The sequence below is a fragment of the Streptomyces sp. NPDC093221 genome, from assembly GCF_044753885.1.
Lineage (GTDB): Bacteria > Actinomycetota > Actinomycetes > Streptomycetales > Streptomycetaceae > Actinacidiphila.
Genome location: NZ_JBIVOA010000010.1, coordinates 219,695 through 235,879 on the forward strand (window position 1 = coordinate 219,695; position 16,185 = coordinate 235,879).

The 16,185-nt window shown below is 73.5% G+C and carries 14 protein-coding genes; 5 read left to right on the plus strand and 9 right to left on the minus strand.

What is annotated here, in order from left to right; all coding sequences use genetic code 11:
* Window positions 1–4: 4 nt before the first annotated feature.
* From ACIQCJ_RS30810 to ACIQCJ_RS30820, 3 genes are all read right to left on the minus strand, one after another.
* Window positions 5–1,123, minus strand: coding sequence for a TIGR03364 family FAD-dependent oxidoreductase (locus ACIQCJ_RS30810; RefSeq protein WP_402713171.1), 1,119 nt, complete (start codon window positions 1,121–1,123; stop codon window positions 5–7).
* Between the two features lie 133 nt (window positions 1,124–1,256).
* Window positions 1,257–2,021 carry a GntR family transcriptional regulator gene (locus ACIQCJ_RS30815; protein WP_355343149.1) on the minus strand — a complete coding sequence of 255 codons (765 nt, stop codon included), beginning with the start codon at window positions 2,019–2,021 and terminating at the stop codon, window positions 1,257–1,259.
* A 69-nt stretch (window positions 2,022–2,090) separates the two neighbouring features.
* Window positions 2,091–3,566, minus strand: coding sequence for an ROK family protein (locus ACIQCJ_RS30820; protein WP_402713172.1), 1,476 nt, complete (start codon window positions 3,564–3,566; stop codon window positions 2,091–2,093).
* Between the two features lie 56 nt (window positions 3,567–3,622).
* Here ACIQCJ_RS30820 and ACIQCJ_RS30825 point away from each other — a divergent pair, with 56 nt between their 5' ends.
* Window positions 3,623–4,687 (plus strand): Gfo/Idh/MocA family oxidoreductase, encoded by a 1,065-nt coding sequence (locus ACIQCJ_RS30825; RefSeq protein ID WP_355343143.1) that lies wholly within the window; start codon window positions 3,623–3,625, stop codon window positions 4,685–4,687.
* Complete coding sequence (locus tag ACIQCJ_RS30830) at window positions 4,684–5,166, plus strand: heme-degrading domain-containing protein (protein ID WP_355343140.1); 483 nt, start codon at window positions 4,684–4,686, stop codon at window positions 5,164–5,166. The genes ACIQCJ_RS30825 and ACIQCJ_RS30830 overlap by 4 nt, the downstream gene beginning before the upstream one ends.
* Before the next feature lie 112 nt (window positions 5,167–5,278).
* Here ACIQCJ_RS30830 and rox read toward each other — a convergent pair whose 3' ends face one another.
* The gene (gene rox, locus ACIQCJ_RS30835) at window positions 5,279–6,706 is read right to left on the minus strand and encodes a rifampin monooxygenase (RefSeq protein WP_391047084.1); all 1,428 of its coding nucleotides are present in this window, start codon (window positions 6,704–6,706) and stop codon (window positions 5,279–5,281) included.
* Between the two features lie 282 nt (window positions 6,707–6,988).
* On the opposite strand from rox, the gene ACIQCJ_RS30840 reads away from it, so the two are divergent.
* The gene (locus ACIQCJ_RS30840) at window positions 6,989–7,579 is read left to right on the plus strand and encodes a GNAT family N-acetyltransferase (protein ID WP_391047087.1); all 591 of its coding nucleotides are present in this window, start codon (window positions 6,989–6,991) and stop codon (window positions 7,577–7,579) included.
* A 72-nt stretch (window positions 7,580–7,651) separates the two neighbouring features.
* Here the strand turns inward: ACIQCJ_RS30840 and ACIQCJ_RS30845 are convergent, their stop codons facing one another.
* The 3 genes from ACIQCJ_RS30845 to ACIQCJ_RS30855 form a co-directional block, all read right to left on the minus strand.
* Complete coding sequence (locus tag ACIQCJ_RS30845; protein WP_402713173.1) at window positions 7,652–8,506, minus strand: fumarylacetoacetate hydrolase family protein; 855 nt, start codon at window positions 8,504–8,506, stop codon at window positions 7,652–7,654.
* 204 nt (window positions 8,507–8,710) lie between these two features.
* Complete coding sequence (locus ACIQCJ_RS30850; protein ID WP_402713174.1) at window positions 8,711–9,607, minus strand: class E sortase; 897 nt, start codon at window positions 9,605–9,607, stop codon at window positions 8,711–8,713.
* 33 nt (window positions 9,608–9,640) lie between these two features.
* Window positions 9,641–11,212: a DUF445 domain-containing protein gene (locus tag ACIQCJ_RS30855; protein ID WP_402713198.1), complete on the minus strand. Its 1,572-nt coding sequence runs from the start codon at window positions 11,210–11,212 to the stop codon at window positions 9,641–9,643.
* A gap of 355 nt (window positions 11,213–11,567) precedes the next feature.
* Here ACIQCJ_RS30855 and ACIQCJ_RS30860 point away from each other — a divergent pair, with 355 nt between their 5' ends.
* Complete coding sequence (locus ACIQCJ_RS30860) at window positions 11,568–12,701, plus strand: aminotransferase class V-fold PLP-dependent enzyme (protein ID WP_391047094.1); 1,134 nt, start codon at window positions 11,568–11,570, stop codon at window positions 12,699–12,701.
* A 204-nt stretch (window positions 12,702–12,905) separates the two neighbouring features.
* A complete protein-coding gene (locus ACIQCJ_RS30865) occupies window positions 12,906–14,048 on the plus strand; it encodes a N(5)-(carboxyethyl)ornithine synthase (protein WP_355343125.1) in 1,143 nt (380 codons plus the stop codon).
* Window positions 14,049–14,161: 113 nt separating this feature from the next.
* Here ACIQCJ_RS30865 and ACIQCJ_RS30870 read toward each other — a convergent pair whose 3' ends face one another.
* Together ACIQCJ_RS30870 and ACIQCJ_RS30875 are read right to left on the minus strand one after the other, a co-directional pair.
* On the minus strand, window positions 14,162–15,112 hold the full coding sequence (locus tag ACIQCJ_RS30870; protein WP_391117272.1) for an ATP-binding cassette domain-containing protein: 951 nt from the start codon (window positions 15,110–15,112) through the stop codon (window positions 14,162–14,164).
* 136 nt (window positions 15,113–15,248) lie between these two features.
* Window positions 15,249–16,013 (minus strand): ABC transporter permease, encoded by a 765-nt coding sequence (locus tag ACIQCJ_RS30875; protein WP_355343292.1) that lies wholly within the window; start codon window positions 16,011–16,013, stop codon window positions 15,249–15,251.
* Between the last annotated feature and the right edge of the window lie 172 nt (window positions 16,014–16,185).

Sequence of the window (16,185 nt, forward strand, 5' to 3'; positions counted from 1 at the left end):
TCGTTCACCAGCCGATCTCGTTCGCGGTGTCCTCGCCGATCGCCGGGGAGCAGGTCATGCCGCGACCGCCGGGGCCGGTGACCAGCCACACGCCGTCGCGTACCTGCTCGCGGTGGACGACCCGGGTGGTGTCGGCGCACTGCGCGTACACCCCGGCCCAGCGGCGGCGGATCTTGGGCAGGGGGCGGCCGAGGAGTTCGGCGGCCCGTTCCAGCAGGTGGTCGTACGGGTCCTCGATCACGTCGAAGGCGAAGGCTTCGTCGTATTCGTGGGTGTCGCCGATGGTGAGGCCGCCGTCGAGGCGCTGGACCATGAGCAGTTGCATGCGGTGCTCGGCGGCGACCGGCGGCTGCGGCTGGCCCGCGCGCAGGGCGTCGAGCGCGGCGCCGTCGTAGGCGGGGTAGTAGCGGAAGCTGTCGGCGTCGGCGACGGAGGTCGTCAGCGGTTCGCCGAGCGGGTCGGTCTGCGCCATCTGGAGCCGGACCCTGCGTACCGGCAGGCTCGGCGCGAGTTCCTTGACGAGACCGGTCAGCCAGGCGCCGGTGGCGACGACGACGCTGTCGGAGGCGTACGACGTGCCGTGGTCGTCGCGGACCAGGCCGGTGTCGACGTCGCGGACCTCGCGGCCGGCGACGAAGGTGTAGCGGCCGGTCGCTTCGAGGTGGGCGCGCAGGGCGGGCAGGGCGACACGCGACTCGACGGCGGCGTCGCGCTCGCAGAGCAGGGCGCCGAGGAGTTCGCCGCGCAGGGCCGGGTTGTGGGCGGCGACCTCGGTGGGCGACAGCCACTTGTAGCCGCGCTCGGCGGCGTCGGGGCGGCCCAGGGCGTCCTCGGCGACGGCCCGCTCGGCCGGGGTGCGGACCACGGTGAGCGAGCCGTTGGCGCGGAAGCCGACGCCGGGCACGCGGGCGCCGATCCCCTCCCACAGCTCGCGGGCGCGCAGCGCGGTCTCCAGTTCGGCACCGGCCGCCCGGCCGCCGACCCACACGAGGCCGAAGTTGCGCACGGACGCGCCGCGGGCCTCCCGCTCGCGCTCCAGGTGGACGACCTCGTGGCCGCGGTTGACTGCGTGCCAGGCATGCATCGTGCCCAGCGCTCCGGCTCCTACGACAGTGACTCTCACGCCGTCGAGATTCGCGGCGGAGGGTGGCCGTCTCGCGTCCGGCTACCGACGTCCGGGTGAACAGGTCTCCAAGCTTGGACTAGACCCGTTATCGTTCCGTGACTAAATAGGGGGGCGTCGGCCACCGGAGACCTCAGCCCCGCCGGTCGCTCTTCTCCATGTGGACGGTGAAGCTGAAGCGGTCGCCGCGGTAGAGCGACCGCACCCGCTCCAGCGGCTCGCCCGCCTCGTCCCGGCTCGACCGGTGCAGCAGCAGCATCGGCAGCGCGGGCGGCGTACCGATCAGCAGCGCCTCGCGCGGTGTGGCCAGCACCGTCTCGATCCGCTCGTCCACCGAGACCGGCTCGACGCCGATCCGCTCGCGCAGGAAGGCGTAGAAGGAGGTGTCGGGCGCGAAGTCCCTTTCCAGGTGCGGCAGTCGGGCCACCGCGAGATACGTGCTCTCCAGGCCGACCCGCTCCTCGTCGGCGAGCAGCACGCGCTCCATGTGCCACACCGGGTCGCCGGGCGCGAGCCGCAGTTCGGCGGCGAGACCGGGGTCGGCGGGCAGCCGCTCCAGCGCGATCAGATTACGGCCGGGGACGCGGCCCTGCCGCCGTACGCCCTCGGTGTAGCTGTCGGTGGACAGCGGCTGTTCCAGCTTGGGTCCGGCCACGACGGTGCCGCGGCCCCTGCGGCGCACCCGGCCCTGGATCAGCAGTTCGCGCAGCGCCTGCCGTACGGTCTCCCGCGCCACCTCGAAGCGGGCCGCCAACTCCCGCTCCGTGGGCAGCAGTCCGCCCTCGCCCAACTCGTCGAGCACGACTTCGAGGCGGGTCTTGACGGCGAAGTACTTCGGCACCCGCCCGTGCTCCGGGATGCCCGCCCGGATCGGGCTCTGCGGATCTGCGTCGGCCATTGCCCGATCCTCGCAGACCGGACGGGGTGCCCGGTCCCGGAGCCCTGCTCACGGGCGGGCGGGGACGCGTCAGGCGCGGGTGAGGACATTGCCGAAGAGCGGGGCCAGGACGAGCAGGGCGGCGCCCTCGGCCACCGCGCGGGGGCCCGCCGCGGCGAATCCCACGGGCACGCTCCGGCCGCGTTCCGCCAGCACGGCCGCTACCTGCTCGGCGAAGACGGCGGGCGCGGCCAGTACGGTCCTGCCGCCCAGCACCACCCGGTCGATGTCGAGCAGCGCGACCAGATTCGCCGCCCCGACGCCCAGCAGCCGCGCCGCGCCCACGGTGTCGCCGCGCCCGGCCGCCGCCAGGCACAGCGCCTCCAGGCAGCCCCGGTTGCCGCACTCGCACAGCACCCCGCCCAGCTCCACCGCCTGGTGCCCGAACTCCCCCGCCCCGGTCCGCCCGCCCCGGTACACCTCCCCGCCCAGCACCAGCCCGGCGCCGAGCCCGGCCCCGAGGTGCAGATACGCGAAGGCCGGGGGGCCGCCTGCGGCGGGGCGGGGACGGGCGGCTGCGGACTCCGCCGTCATCGGCGGCTCGCCGCCAGGGGCGGGGGCGGACTCCGTCGCGGGACCGCCGGCTTCGGACGCGGGACGACCGGCTCCGGACGCGGGACGACCGGCTCCGGGGGCCGGGGCTGTGACGGGGGCAGGGGCGGACTCCGTCGGTGCGGACCACCCGCCGGGGGCGGCGGCCGGGGGCGGTGAGCCCTCCCCGGTCCCGGCAGGAACAGTCCCCGCCGGGACGGCCTCGGCCAGGATCGACAGGGCCGCCGCGTTGGTGTTCTTGTCGAGGGCGACCGGGAGGCCGAGGGCGGCGGCCAGGCGGGCGCGGAGCGGGACGCCCTGCCAGTGCGGGAAGCCGGTGACGCGGTGGAGGGTGCCGGTGCGGTGGTCGAGGGGGCCGCGCATGCCGACACCGACGCCGAGGACGGCGCCGGGGGCGCGGGCGGCGATGAGCCGTACTTCGTGGACGATCGCGGCGAGCGCGGACTCCACGGGCAGGCCGAGGTCCAGCGGCGCCTCGCGTTCGGCGACGGTACGGCCGGTGAGGTCGGTGAGGACGGCGGTGAGCCGTTCCCCGTCGAGGTGGACGCCGACGGCGTGCCGGGCGCCGCTGACGAGCCGCAGTTCGGTGCGCGGCTTGCCGCCGGTCGAGGCGCGCCGCCCGGCCTCCTCGACCAGTCCCTCGGCCCGCAGCCGGGCGGTGATCTTGCTGACCGCCTGGGGAGTGAGGCCGGTCCGCTCGGCCAGCTCCAGGCGGCTGATGCCCCGCGCGCGGCCGTCCGTACCGCCGCTGCCCGTTCCGCCGCCGCTCGTACCGCCGCCGCTCGTACCCCCGCTGTCCGTGCCTCCGCCGCTCGTACCCCGGCTGTCCGTACCGCCGCTGTCCGTGCCTGCGTCGGCGGGCGACAGCGTGGCCGTACGGAGCAGGCCGAGGACGAGCGCGGCGTTGTGGCTGCGGAGGGCGGGGAGGTTGGCGCCGGGCGCGGACGGGTTCACCCCGCCATTGTCCCGCGCGCTTGCACTTTGGCAACACTGTTGCCAAAGTGGAGCGCATGAGCACCCCCGGCACTCCCCTTCGCGTCGGCCTCGTCGGCTACGGCCCGGCCGGCTCCTTCTTCCACGCCCCGCTGATCGCCGCCACCGAGGGCCTGGTCCTCGACACGATCGTCACCGGCAGCCCCGAGCGCCGCGCCCAGGCGCTGGCCGAGCACCCGGACGTACGGTTCGCCGCGGCGGCCGACGAGCTGTGGGCGCGCGCGTCCGAGCTGGACCTGGTCGTCCTGGCCTCCCCCAACCGCACCCATGTGCCGCTGGCCACCGCCGCGTTGGACGCCGGGCTGCCGGTCGTGGTGGACAAGCCGCTCGCGGGCACCGCGGCCGAGGCGCGCGAACTGGCCGCCTTCGCCGAGCGCCGCGGCCTGCTGCTCTCCGTCTTCCAGAACCGGCGCTGGGACAGCGACTTCCTCACCCTCCAAGGGCTGCTGGACAAGGGCGAGTTGGGCGAGGTGCAGCGCTTCGAGTCGCGGTTCGAGCGGTGGCGCCCGCAGCCCAAGGGCGGCTGGCGCGAGTCCGGCGACCCGGCCGAGATCGGCGGCCTGCTGTACGACCTCGGCAGCCACCTCGTCGACCAGGCGCTCGCGCTGTTCGGCCCGGCCGCCCTGGTGTACGCCGAGTCCGACGTCCAGCGGCCCGGCGCCGCCGCGGACGACGACACCTTCATCGCCGTCACCCACGCCAACGGCGTCCACTCCCACCTGTGGATGAGCGCCACCACCGCGCGCCTCGGGCCGCGCTTCCGCGTCCTCGGCAGCCTCGGCGGCTACGTCACCTACGGTCTTGACCCGCAGGAGGCCGCGCTGCGCGAGGGCCTGCGCCCCGGCGAGGGCACGGCGTGGGGCGCGGAGCCGGAGTCCTCGTGGGGCACCGTCGGCACCGACGACAACTCGCGCCGGGTGCCGTCCGTGCCCGGCGACTACCCCGCCTTCTACGCCGGTGTCCTGGCCTCCCTGCGCGACGGCACCCCGCCGCCGGTCACGGCGCTGGAGGCCGCCGCCGCCCTGGACGTCCTGGAGGCCGCGAAGCTCTCGGCCGCGCAGGGCCGGACGGTGGCGCTGTGACCGCGCCCGGTGGCGAGCGGGTCGCCGAACTCGTGGCGCAGGAAGCGGAGTTGGTGTTCCCCCGGTTCACCCACGACGACGCCTGGCGGCTCGGCTCCCTGCTGGTCGAGATGGCCCGCGAGGGCGGCGCCGCCGTCACCGTCGACATCCGGCGCGGCGGTCAGCAGCTCTTCCACCACGCCCTGGACGGCACCACCCCCGACAACGACGCCTGGCTGGCCCGTAAGGCGCGGGTCGTCGAGCGCTACCACGCCTCGTCGCTGCTGGTCGGCGAGCGGTTCCGGGCCAAGGGCGGCAGCTTCGAGGAGTCCTCGCGGCTCGACCCCGACCTGTACGCGGCGCACGGCGGCGCGTTCCCCCTGCGGGTGGCGGGAGTCGGCGTGGTCGGGGTCGTCGCCGTCTCCGGCCTCCCGCAGGTCGAGGACCACGCGCTGGTCGTGGCGGCGCTCACCCGCTATCTGGCGGAGGCGGGCGCCTGACGGCGAGCGGGGTGGGTGGCCGTGATCGCCGTGAGCTTGACGGTCGGTCGCCGTGAGCTTCATGGTCGCCGTGATCGCTCCGGCGGCCTGATCGCTCAGTCGCCGTGATCGCTCAGTCGGCGGGGGCCCCGAACCACTTCGGCATCAGGGCGCGCAGGTCCGCCTGGTCCTCGCCGACCCACACGACATGGCCGTCCGGGCGCAACAGGACGGCGGGGACGTCCAGTTCCTCGCTGACGTCGACCACGTGGTCGACCCGGTCCGCCCACCCGTCGACCGAGAGCGCGCCGGTCCGGTCGAGCAGCAGACCGCGCCCCTGGTGCATCAGCCCGTAGAGGTGGCCGCGCTTCAACTCCACGTCGCGCAGCCGCCGGCCGAGCAGTTCGTGCCCCTCGCCGACGTCGTAACGGATGGCGATCGCGGTGATCTTCTCGATCAGATACGTGTTGACGTTCTCGAACTCGGCCAGTTCCGACAGCAGTCGGCGCACCGCCATGGCTCCCGGCTCCGTGGACATCAGCTCCATCTGGGCGCGGGTGTTGTCCAGTACGGCGGCGGCCACCGGGCGGCGCTCGGTCTCGTAGGTGTCCAACAGCCCTTCCGGGGCCCAGCCGTTGACCGCGGCGGCCAGCTTCCAGCCGAGGTTGAACGCGTCCTGCACGCCGAGGTTGAGGCCCTGGCCGCCGGTCGGCGGGTGGATGTGCGCCGCGTCCCCCGCCAGCAGCGCCCGGCCCACGCGGTAGCTGTCCGCCAGGCGGGTCGTGTCGCCGAACCGCGACAGCGAGCGCGGTGAGTGCACGCCGAAGTCGGTGCCGCCGAAGGCCGTCAGCCGCTCCTTGAAGTCCTCCAGCGTCGGCGGGACCGCCCGGTCCTCGCTGACGCCCTTCGCGGGCACGACCACCCGGTACGTCCCGTCACCGAGCGGCATCGCCCCGAAGCGCTTCTCGGTCTTGCGCACCTCGGCCGTCACGGCCGCCAACGTCTCCTGGTCGACGTCCAGTTCCATCTCGCCGATCAACGTCTCCACCCTGCTCGGCTCCCCCGGGAATCCGATGCCGAGCAGCTTGCGCACCGTGCTCCGGCCGCCGTCGCACCCCACGAGGTACCGCGACCGCAGCCGCGACCCGTCCGCCAGCTCCGCCGTCACCCCCTCGTCGTCCTGGCTCAGCCCCACGACCTCGCAGCCGCGCCTGAACTCCACGCCCAGCTCCCGCGCGTGCTCGGTCAGCAGCCGTTCGGTGACCGTCTGGAAGATCCCCAGCACATATCCGTGCGCCGTATCCAGCCGCCGCGGCCACTCCCTGCCGAGCCCCCCGAAGAATCCCCCGACCCGGTGCTGCGTCCCCAGCGCCAGGAACCGCTCCAGCAGCCCGCGCTGGTCCATGATCTCGATGCTCCGCGCGTGCAGCCCCAGCGCCCGCACCAACGACGTCGGCTCCGCCTCCCGGTCCAGCACCACGACGTCCACGCCCTGCAACCGCAGCTCGCTCGCCAGCATCAACCCCGTCGGCCCACTGCCGACGACGGTCACGTCCACCATCAGATGTCCCCGTCCACAAAGCCGTGCATTCCGCCAGATTCACCGCACCTCTGGCCTCCGGCCGCCCATTGTGCGACCCCAGCACCCCCTTGCCGCAAGGCCCCCCATGCGCTATACCTTAAGAAGGGCAAGGAGTACCCACTCTCCTTGCCCATTCGCATACCCGGCCTCCGCACCCCGGAATTCAGCCCGGCCCACCCCCGTACGCTGGCAGCCCGGACCGGGTCGACGTCATGGCCCGCGCGAGACAGCGACAGACGGCGGGGGCTGAGCATGGGTGGAGTGACGCGGTTCTGGACGGGCGAGCGGGTGCGCCTGCGGGGCCTGGAGCCCGAGGACTGGGAGCAACTGGCCGCGTTCGAGTCCGAGGCGGAGACGCAACGGGACGGTGAGCGGCTGATGCTGCCGATTTCCGCGGCCGCGGCTCGCAAGCGCCTTCAAGAGCAGAGCGAGAAAGGGCCGAGCCGTACGGAGGACGAGTACCTGCTCGTCATCGAGGCCCTGGACAGCGGGAAGCCGGTGGGTGCTGTCGTGCTGAACGACTGCGACCGGCTGAACGGCAACTTCCATTACGGCATTCATCTCGGTGCCGCGTACCAGCGCCGCGGCTACGCGTCGGAGGCCATGCGGCTGGTCCTGTCGTTCATGTTCGGGGAACGGCGGTATCACCGCTGTTGTGCCGAGGTCTACGGAGGCAACGAGGGGTCGTTGGCGCTCCAGCGCAAACTCGGTTTCACCGCGGAGGGCGTGCAGCGTGAGCACGTGTTCCAGGGCGGCGCCTATCGGGACGTGCATCACTTCGGGCTGCTCGCGGTCGAATTCGAGGCCAACGAGCGGGCGGCAGGGCGTGAGCCCTACTTCGTCACGGCGTGACGGGCTTCGGGGCGGGCCCGCCCGGGGGGCGGGCCCGCTGTGCGCGTGCCGGTCAACGGCCGCGCGGTGGGGTCAGGCGGACGTGAACTGCTGGCGCTGCGTGCCGAGTCCGTCGATGCTCAGCTCGACGACATCGCCGGGCCGGAGGTACGGCTTGGGTTCGGGCTGGCCCATCGCCACACCGGCGGGGGTGCCGGTGTTGATGACGTCGCCGGGGTAGAGCGTCATGAAGTGGCTGAGGTAGCGGACGACTTCGGCGACGGGGAAGATCTGGCTCGCGGTGGAGCCGTCCTGCTTCAGCTCGCCGTTGACCCAGAGCTGGAGGCGCAGGGCCTGCGGGTCGGGGACCTCGTCGGCGGTGACGAGCCAGGGGCCGAGGGGGTTGAAGGTCTCGCAGTTCTTGCCCTTGTCCCACTGGCCGCCGCGCTCGATCTGGAACGCGCGCTCGGAGACGTCGTGCGCGATGGTGTACCCCGCGACGGCGGCCAGCGCCTCCTCGTGCGAGGCGGCATAGCGCAGTTCGCGGCCGATGACGACGGCCAACTCCACTTCCCAGTCGGTCTTTTCGCTGCCGCGCGGCACCAGCACCGTGTCGTCGGGGCCGACGACCGTGTCCGGGGCCTTCATGAACACGACGGGCTCGCCCGGCGCCTGGGCGCCGGTCTCGGCCGCGTGGTCGTGGTAGTTGAGCCCGATGCAGACGATCTTGCCTATCCGGGACAGCGGCGGGCCGACCCGCAGCGACGGGTCGAGCGACGGGAGCGAGCCGTCGGCCGCGGCCTCGGCCACCGCGGTGAGCGCCGCCGAATCGGCGAGGAGCTTCCCGTCGATGTCGGTCACCAGACCGCTCAGGTCACGCAGGACACCGTCTCCGTCGAGCAGGGCCGGGCGCTCCGCCCCGGCGGGGCCGACTCGCAGCAGCTTCACGTGGGTACTCCCATTTTTTCCGGTCGCCTCTGGGCGACCTGCCCCGGTCCGGGGCTCGGTCATCGGTCGGCACCCGGTGGGAACGGTCATCGGATGTCTTGTCCGATCCTCCAACTCCGCCCCCGGCCCGCGCAACCCCCGGCCCACCCCGTGGGACAGCCGCTCTGGCAGAAGGTCCGCACGGGCCCGGGCCCCGGACAGGCCCTAGCGGGAGGCGGTGGATTGGAGGGTGCCCCAGAGGACGAGACGGTAGCGGGAGGTGAATTCGGGAGTGCAGGTGGTGAGCGTGATGTAGTGCGCGACCCCGCGCATACGGGCGGAGGAGTGGACGGAGCTGTAGGGAATGGGCGCGATGACGGTTCCGTCGGAGGCATACGTCTGGGGAAGGACTTCGCGGATCACGTACGTGTAGCGATGGGCGGCCGTCTCGACCTCGACGGTGTCGCCGACGCGGAGCCGGTTGATGTAGCGGAACGGCTCGCCGTGGGTGTTGCGGTGCCCGGCGAGGGCGAAGTTGCCGGTGGCGCCGGGCCCCGCGGTGCCGGGGTAGTGGCCGACGTAACCGTGGTTGAGGATCGCGGACTTGCTGATGCCCTCGGCGATCGGCGCGGTGATCCCGATCCGGGGAATGTGGATGACGGCGAAGCCCGGATCGCGGGTGCCGCCCTTCGAGGAGGGCGGCGGCGCGGCGGCGGACGGGGCCGGGCCGCTCGGCGTGACGGCCGGATCGTCACTCGGCGCGACGGTACCCGGCGAGGGCGCCGCGGGAGAGGGCGACGGCGTGCCCCAACTCCGTTCCAGCGCGGCGACTTCGCGCCGGGCCGCCGCGTGCGCCTGCACATTGGTCCACCACAGCTGGTGGACGACGAGCAGGAGTACGAGCACCCCCGCGGTCATGGCCAGTTCGGCCGCCGCCCACAGCAGCCGCCCGGTCAGCGAGCGCCGAGGACGGGGCCCGCGGCCGTAACCGGGGCCGTACGCCTGCCCGTAGCGGCGGCCGTAGCCATGCCCGTAGGCGACGACGCGCCGCCGCCGGGGCGGGCCCGACCCCCGCCTGGACGTCGCACCCCGCCGACCGTGCCGTATCTGACGAACCGTCACATCGGCAACGATACGGCGGTACGGCGCCGCCCGTCAGCCCCCCGCGAGGCGGGAGATGGCGAAGATGGCCAGGCCCGCGAGGGCGCCGACGACGGTGCCGTTGATCCGGATGAACTGGAGGTCGCGGCCGACGTGGTTCTCGATCTTGCGGGACGTCTGGTCGGCGTCCCAGCCCGCGACGGTCTCGGAGATCAGCGAGGTGATCTCATCGCGGTAGGTGGTCACGAGATACGTGGCGGCGTCCTCCAGCCAGACGTCGACCTTCTCCTGGAGCCGCGGGTCGGTGGCCAGCTTGCGGCCGAGCGACAGCAGGGAGGCGCGGGCGCGCATCCGCAGCTCGCTGCGCTCGTCCTCGGCGGCGGCGACCATCATCGTGCGCACCGCGCCCCACACGGACGCGATGAGGTCCTGCACCTCGCCGCGCGCCAGCAGGTCCCTCTTCAGCCGCTCGACGCGGGCGCGGGTGTCCGGGTCGGACTGGAGCTCGACGGCGAAGTCGCCGAGGAAGCGGTCGACGGCGCCGCGCGCCGGGTGGCCGGGGGAATCGCGCATCTCGGTGACGAAGCGCAGCAGCTCCTTGTAGACCCGCTCGCCGACCTTGCGGTCCACGAAGCGCGGGGTCCAGCCGGGGGCGCCGCCCTGCACCGCGTCCATGACGGAGTCGCCGTGCTCGACCAGCCAGTCGTGGGCGCGGACGCAGACCAGGTCGACCATGCGGCGGTGGCCGCCGTCGGCGACGATCCGCTCCAGCATCTTGCCGAGCCCCGGCGCGACCTCCTGGGCCTCCGCGCGCCGGGTGATCGCCTCGCTGACCACGGCCTGCACGTCGGAGTCGCGCAGCACCGTGAACATGCCGCGCAGCGCGGCGGCGGCCTGCTCGGTGACCTTGTCGGCGTTGGCGGGCTCCGACAGCCAGCCGCCGAGCCGGGTGCCGATGCCGACCGCCCGCAGCCGGGTGCGGACGACCTCGGCCGACAGGAAGTTCTCGCCGACGAAGTCGCCGAGGCTGGCGCCGAGGGCGTCCTTCTTGGTCGGGATGATCGCGGTGTGCGGGATGGGCAGGCCCAGCGGGCGGCGGAAGAGCGCGGTGACCGCGAACCAGTCGGCGAGCGCGCCGACCATGCCCGCCTCCGCGGCGGCGGCCACGTAACCGGCCCAGCCGCCCGCGCCCCGCGAGTCCGCCCACTTCGCGAGCGCGTAGACGACGGTCGCGACCAGCAGGAAGCCGGTCGCGATCAGCTTCATCCGGCGCAGGCCCCTGCGGCGCTCCTCCTCGGCCGCGGCGCCGCCGGGCGCGTCGGCCAGTCCGCCGCGCGGTGAGGGCCGCCCGCGCGGGGCGGAACCCGGCCCGGAGCCAGAGCCCGAGCTGCCGGAGCCCCCGGAGCCGCCGTGGCCCCCGCCGCCTGAGCCGTTCCGGGACGCGCCGCCGGGGCCCGAGCCGTCGGCCGTCGGCGCAGCGTCCCCGGCCTCGGGCCCGAGCGCGATCCGTCCGCCTGATTCCGGCCGTGCGCCGTTGGCCGCGGGGCCATGGGCCGCCGGGGCCGCACTGCCCGCACCCGCCGCCCCGCCCGTACCGGTCCCGCCGCTCGTGCTCGCCGTTTCCATCCGCTCCCGCTCCGCCCGCGTGTCCACCCGGGTATTGTCGCCGCCCGCGGCCGTCACGGCCCGGTGATCCTTGTCGTACGCGCGCACGTACGCCAGCCCGTACGCGCTCCGGTACGCCTGCCCGTACGCGCGCACGTACGCGCGCCCCTACCCGCTCCTGCTTCCCGCTCCCGTGCGCCTCCTCGTCCGCGCGCCCGTACCCGTCGTGCCGGCGCTTTCCCCCCGCGCCGACAATGGGGGAACGAACGGCGGGTTCCCGGTGCCTCCCGGCACCGGGAACGGCCCACGACGCACGCATACCCCCGCACGGCACCGCCACGTACGAGCGACAGACAGCGACAGGGAGCACACCGCGATGACAGCGCCGCACGCCACCGGAGGGCTGCCCGGTTACGCCGAGCACTTCGAGGAGCCGGAGGGCTATCTCGACTTCGCCCGTTACGGTCCGCCCTCGCGGGACGTGCTGGCCGCGACGGCCGAGGCGCTGGAGAGGTCGGCCCACGCCGACCAGGACACGGTGAACGACCTGATGCGCGCCGAGCCCAGGGCGCGGGAGGCCGCCGCCCGGCTGGCGGGCACCGACGCGGCGCACACGGTGCTGCTGCCGAACACCTCGACCGGCCTGTTCCACGCGGCCTTCGGCCTCCCGGCGGGCACGGTGCTGGTACCCGCGGGCGAGTTCCCCGCCAACCACTACCCGTGGCGGCGCAGCGCGGAGCTGGGCCGCGCCGTACCGCGCGTGCTGGAGCCGGACGCGCGGGGGCGGATCACCGCCGACGCCGTACGGGCGGCGCTGACCGACGACGTCGTGGCCGTGTCGGTCAGCGCCGTGGACTTCCGGACCGGCTACCGGGCGGATCTGGCGGCGCTGCGCGAGGTGATCGGCCCGGACCGGCTGCTGGTGGTGGACGCCATCCAGGGCTTCGGGGTGGCGGATCTGCCGTGGGCGGCGGCGGACGTGGTGGTCGCGGGCGGCCAGAAGTGGCTGCGGGCGAGCTGGGCGACCGGCTTCGGAATCCTCTCCGACCTCGCGCTCGACCGTCTGGAGCCGACGCTCGGCGGCTGGACCGGCGTCGAGGACGCGGGCGTCTTCGACGACGTCGAGCACCCGCCCGCGCCCGGCGCCCAGCGCTGGAGCACCACCAATCTGAGCCCGGTCACGGCCGCCGCGCTGGCCACGGCGCTGGAGCTGGTGGAGGGCGTCGGCGTACCGGCCGTCGAGGCGCACATCCGCGCGCGGGTCGGCCAGTTCATCGACGCCGTCCGGTCCTGCGGCGGCGACGTCCTGTCCCCCACCGACCCCGCCGAGCGGGCCGGGATCGTCTCCTTCCGGCTGCCCGGCACCGACCCGCGGCACGTGGCGAAGGCCCTGCACGCGCACGGGGTCACGCCGTCGGTCCGTACGGACTCGGTACGGCTGTCCGCGCACGCCTCCACCCGGCTCGCGGCCGTCGACCGCGTCCGCGCGGCCCTGACGTCGCTGCGCTGATCCGGCGGCGGGCGGCCCCGCTCACGCGTGCCGCCCACAGCGGTCGTCCCCCCGACGTCCCCCGCGTCCCCCGTGCCGCCCCTGACGCGGGGGGCGTCGCGCCCACTCCCCGTGTGCTACACAGGGAGTAACCAAAGGGGCATTTTGCAGCAGCTCAAGCAGCACAGGCAGAACCCGCAGCAGCCGCACCTCACGCTCGGAATCATGGCGCAGACGCGCAAGGAGAACGAGCACCGTCTGCCCATCCATCCGGCCCACTTCGAACGCATCGACGCCGACCTGCTCGGCAGCATCTATCTCCAGACCGGTTACGGCGAGCACTTCGGTGTGCCGGACGAACAGCTCGCGCCGCTCGTCGCCGGTTTCCGGCGGCGCGAGGAACTGATCGCCGAGTGCGATGTCGTCCTGCTGGCCAAGCCGCTCCACGAGGACCTGGCGGAACTGCGCGAGGGCCAGGTCCTGTGGGGCTGGCCGCACTGCGTGCAGGACGAGAAGGTCACCCAGGCCGCGATCGACCGGCGGCTGACCCTGATCGCCTTCGAGGCGATGAACCACTGGCACCGCAACGGCTCGTTCAACCTGCACGTCTTCCACAAGAACAACGAGCTGGCCGGATACTCCTCGGTGCTGCACGCCATGCAGCTCACCGGGGTCACCGGTGACTACGGGCGGCGGCAGCGCGCGGTCGTGATCGGCTTCGGCGCGACCGCCCGCGGCGCGGTCACCGCGCTCAGCGCGCTGGGCGTGCACGATGTGGACGTGCTCACCGCCCGCGGTGTGACGGCCGTCAGCTCGCCCATCCACTCCGCGCGGATCGTGCACTTCGACCACGACGAGGCCGACGACACCCTCGACCCGCGGCGCAGCGTCGTCCTGACCGAGGACGGCCCGCAGCCGCTGGCCGAATTCCTCGCCGGGCACGACATCATCGTCAACTGCGTGCTCCAGGACACCGACGCGCCGCTGATGTTCCTGATAGAGGACGACCTGCCCAGCCTCGCGCCCGGCACGCTGATCATCGACGTGTCCTGCGACGAGGGCATGGGCTTCGCGTGGGCCAGGCCCACCACCTTCACCGACCCGATGTTCACCGTCGGCGACCACGTCCAGTACTACGGCGTCGACCACAGCCCGTCGTACCTGTGGAACTCGGCCACCTGGGAGATCAGCGAGGCGCTGCTGCCGTATCTGCGGCGCGTCCTGGAGGGCCCGGCGGGCTGGGACGCGGACGACACCCTGCGGCGGGCGATCGAGATCCGCGGCGGGACCGTGCAGAACCCCAAGGTGCTGGCCTTCCAGCACCGCGCCGAGGAGTATCCGCACGACCACGTCCCGGCACGGCCGTAGCCGTATCGCCGGCCGGGGCGCGTACGGCCTCGCGGTCGTCCGCGCCCCGGCCGGTCGGGGGCGGTCCGTCAGGTGCGCCCGTCAGGTGCGGACCGCTTCAGGTGCGGTCCGTTTCAGGTGCGGTCCGCGCCGTACATCCGGGCGATGACGTCCTCGATGGCCGGTTCGCGGACCGACAGGTCCACCAGCGGGTAGTCGGCGGCGACCGCGGCGACCAGCGGGGCGGCGCTGGCCTGCGCGGGGAAGGCCAGCCACTGGCGGGGGCCCTCGACCTTGACGCAGCGGGCGCCCTCGACCTGGACCGGGGGCAGCTCGCGGGCGAAGTCCGCCACCAGGGTCCGCTCGCTCTCCCCGACCGCGTGCAGCCCGCCGAGGTCCCCGTCGTACATCAGGCGGCCGTGGTCGATCACCATCACCCGGCGGCACAACTGCTCGATGTCGGTGAGGTCGTGCGTGGTGAGCAGCACCGTCGTGCCGCGTTCGGCGTTCACCGTGCGCAGGAAGTCGCGCACCTTGGACTTGCTGATCACATCGAGCCCGATCGTCGGCTCGTCCAGGTACAGCACCTCGGGATCGTGCAGCAGCGCCGCCGCGATGTCGCCGCGCATCCGCTGCCCCAGCGAGAGTTGGCGCACGGGCACGTCCAACAGCGGCCCCAGGTCGAGGAGTTCGACGCAGGCCGCGAGATTGCGGGTGTAACGGGCGTCGTCGATCCGGTACATGCGGCGGACCAGTTGGTACGAGTCGCGCAGCGGCAGGTCCCACCAGAGCGTGGTGCGCTGGCCGAAGACGACCCCGATCCTGCGGGCCAGCCGGGTACGGTCGCGCGTCGGGTCCAGGCCGCAGATCCTGATCCGGCCGCCGCTGGGGTTGAGGATGCCGGTGAGCATCTTGATCGTCGTGGACTTCCCCGCGCCGTTGGGCCCGATGTAGCCGACGATCTCGCCGCGCGGCACGGTGAAGGAGATCCCGTCCACCGCCCGCACCTGGCTGCGCACCCTGCGCAGCGCGCCCGCTTTACGGCGTACGTCGAAGACCTTCTCGACGCCGTCCAGCGCGATCACGGTGTCTGTGCCGGGTCCCGGCCCGCCCCCGGCCCCTGTGGCGCCTGCTCCGGTGGCTCCCGTTCCCGCGGCTCCCGTTCTTCCGGTTGCTCCCGTTCCTCCGGTTGCTCCTGTGCGTTGCTCGATCACGGCCGTCTCAACTCCCTGTGCTGCGGTACGTACGAAGGGCCGCGCGCCAGGCGAGCCCGGCCAGGCCGCAGCAGAGCGCCGCGACCAGCGGGGAGGCGAAGTCGACCCAGCCGGGCAGGCCGAGCGGGTCGGGTTCGCCGAGGATGCGCAGGGCGGGCAGCCAGTTGACGAAGGCGAGCGGCACCACGAAGGTGACGCCGCGCACGAGGTCGCGGGCGAAGATGCCCGGCGGGTACTGGAGCATCGTGTTGCCGCCGTAGGTCACCGAATTCTGCACCTCGGAGGCGTCGCCCGCCCAGAACTGGAAGGCGCCGCCCGCCACGTACACCGCGCAGAAGATGACCGCGCCCGACAGCACCGTCACGGGCAGCAGCAGGACGGTGACCGGCGACCAGTCGATGTCCGCGTGCGCGACCGCCCAGCCGAGCACGATCAGACCCTGGGTGATCCGGCCCAGCCTGCGCAGCGCGAACCGGTCGGCGGCGACCTGCGCGAGCACCGGCACCGGGCGCAGCAGCAGCGTGTCGAGCGTGCCGTCCCTGATCCGGCGGCCGAGCCGGTCCATGGAGCCCAGCACCAGATCGGCGACGCCGAAGGACGTGCTCGTGGTGCCGTACAGGAACGCCACCTCGGCGAGGGTGAAGCCGCCGAGCACGGTGATGTGCGAGAACATCAGCAGGATCGTCACGAAGTCCAGGCCGGTGGCGGCGAAGTTGCCGAACGCGGTGAGGACGAAGGACGTCCGGTACGCCATCGTGGACCGCACCCACATGCCGACGATCAGCCGGTAGGTCCGCCACGTCTCACGGACGGTGAACCACGCGCCGCCTGCGGTGTCGTACGGGTCGACGGCCCCGACCGATTCGACGGAGCCGAAGGCCCCGACGCCCTGGGAGCCGTCGAAGCCCCGGGAGCCCCCGAGGCTCCGGCCGTCCTCGGCGCGC

What these genes read in the sequence shown, in the direction of transcription:
- ACIQCJ_RS30815 (WP_355343149.1), bottom strand. Translation starts at nt 2,021, where the DNA reads ATGGCCGACGCAGATCCGCAGAGCCCGATCCGGGCGGGCATCCCGGAG.
- ACIQCJ_RS30825 (WP_355343143.1), top strand. Translation starts at nt 3,623, where the DNA reads ATGAGCACCCCCGGCACTCCCCTTCGCGTCGGCCTCGTCGGCTACGGC.
- rox (WP_391047084.1), bottom strand. Translation starts at nt 6,706, where the DNA reads ATGGTGGACGTGACCGTCGTCGGCAGTGGGCCGACGGGGTTGATGCTG.
- ACIQCJ_RS30855 (WP_402713198.1), bottom strand. Translation starts at nt 11,212, where the DNA reads ATGGAAACGGCGAGCACGAGCGGCGGGACCGGTACGGGCGGGGCGGCG.
- ACIQCJ_RS30860 (WP_391047094.1), top strand. Translation starts at nt 11,568, where the DNA reads ATGACAGCGCCGCACGCCACCGGAGGGCTGCCCGGTTACGCCGAGCAC.
- ACIQCJ_RS30865 (WP_355343125.1), top strand. Translation starts at nt 12,906, where the DNA reads ATGGCGCAGACGCGCAAGGAGAACGAGCACCGTCTGCCCATCCATCCG.
- ACIQCJ_RS30875 (WP_355343292.1), bottom strand. Translation starts at nt 16,013, where the DNA reads ATGTGGGTGCGGTCCACGATGGCGTACCGGACGTCCTTCGTCCTCACC.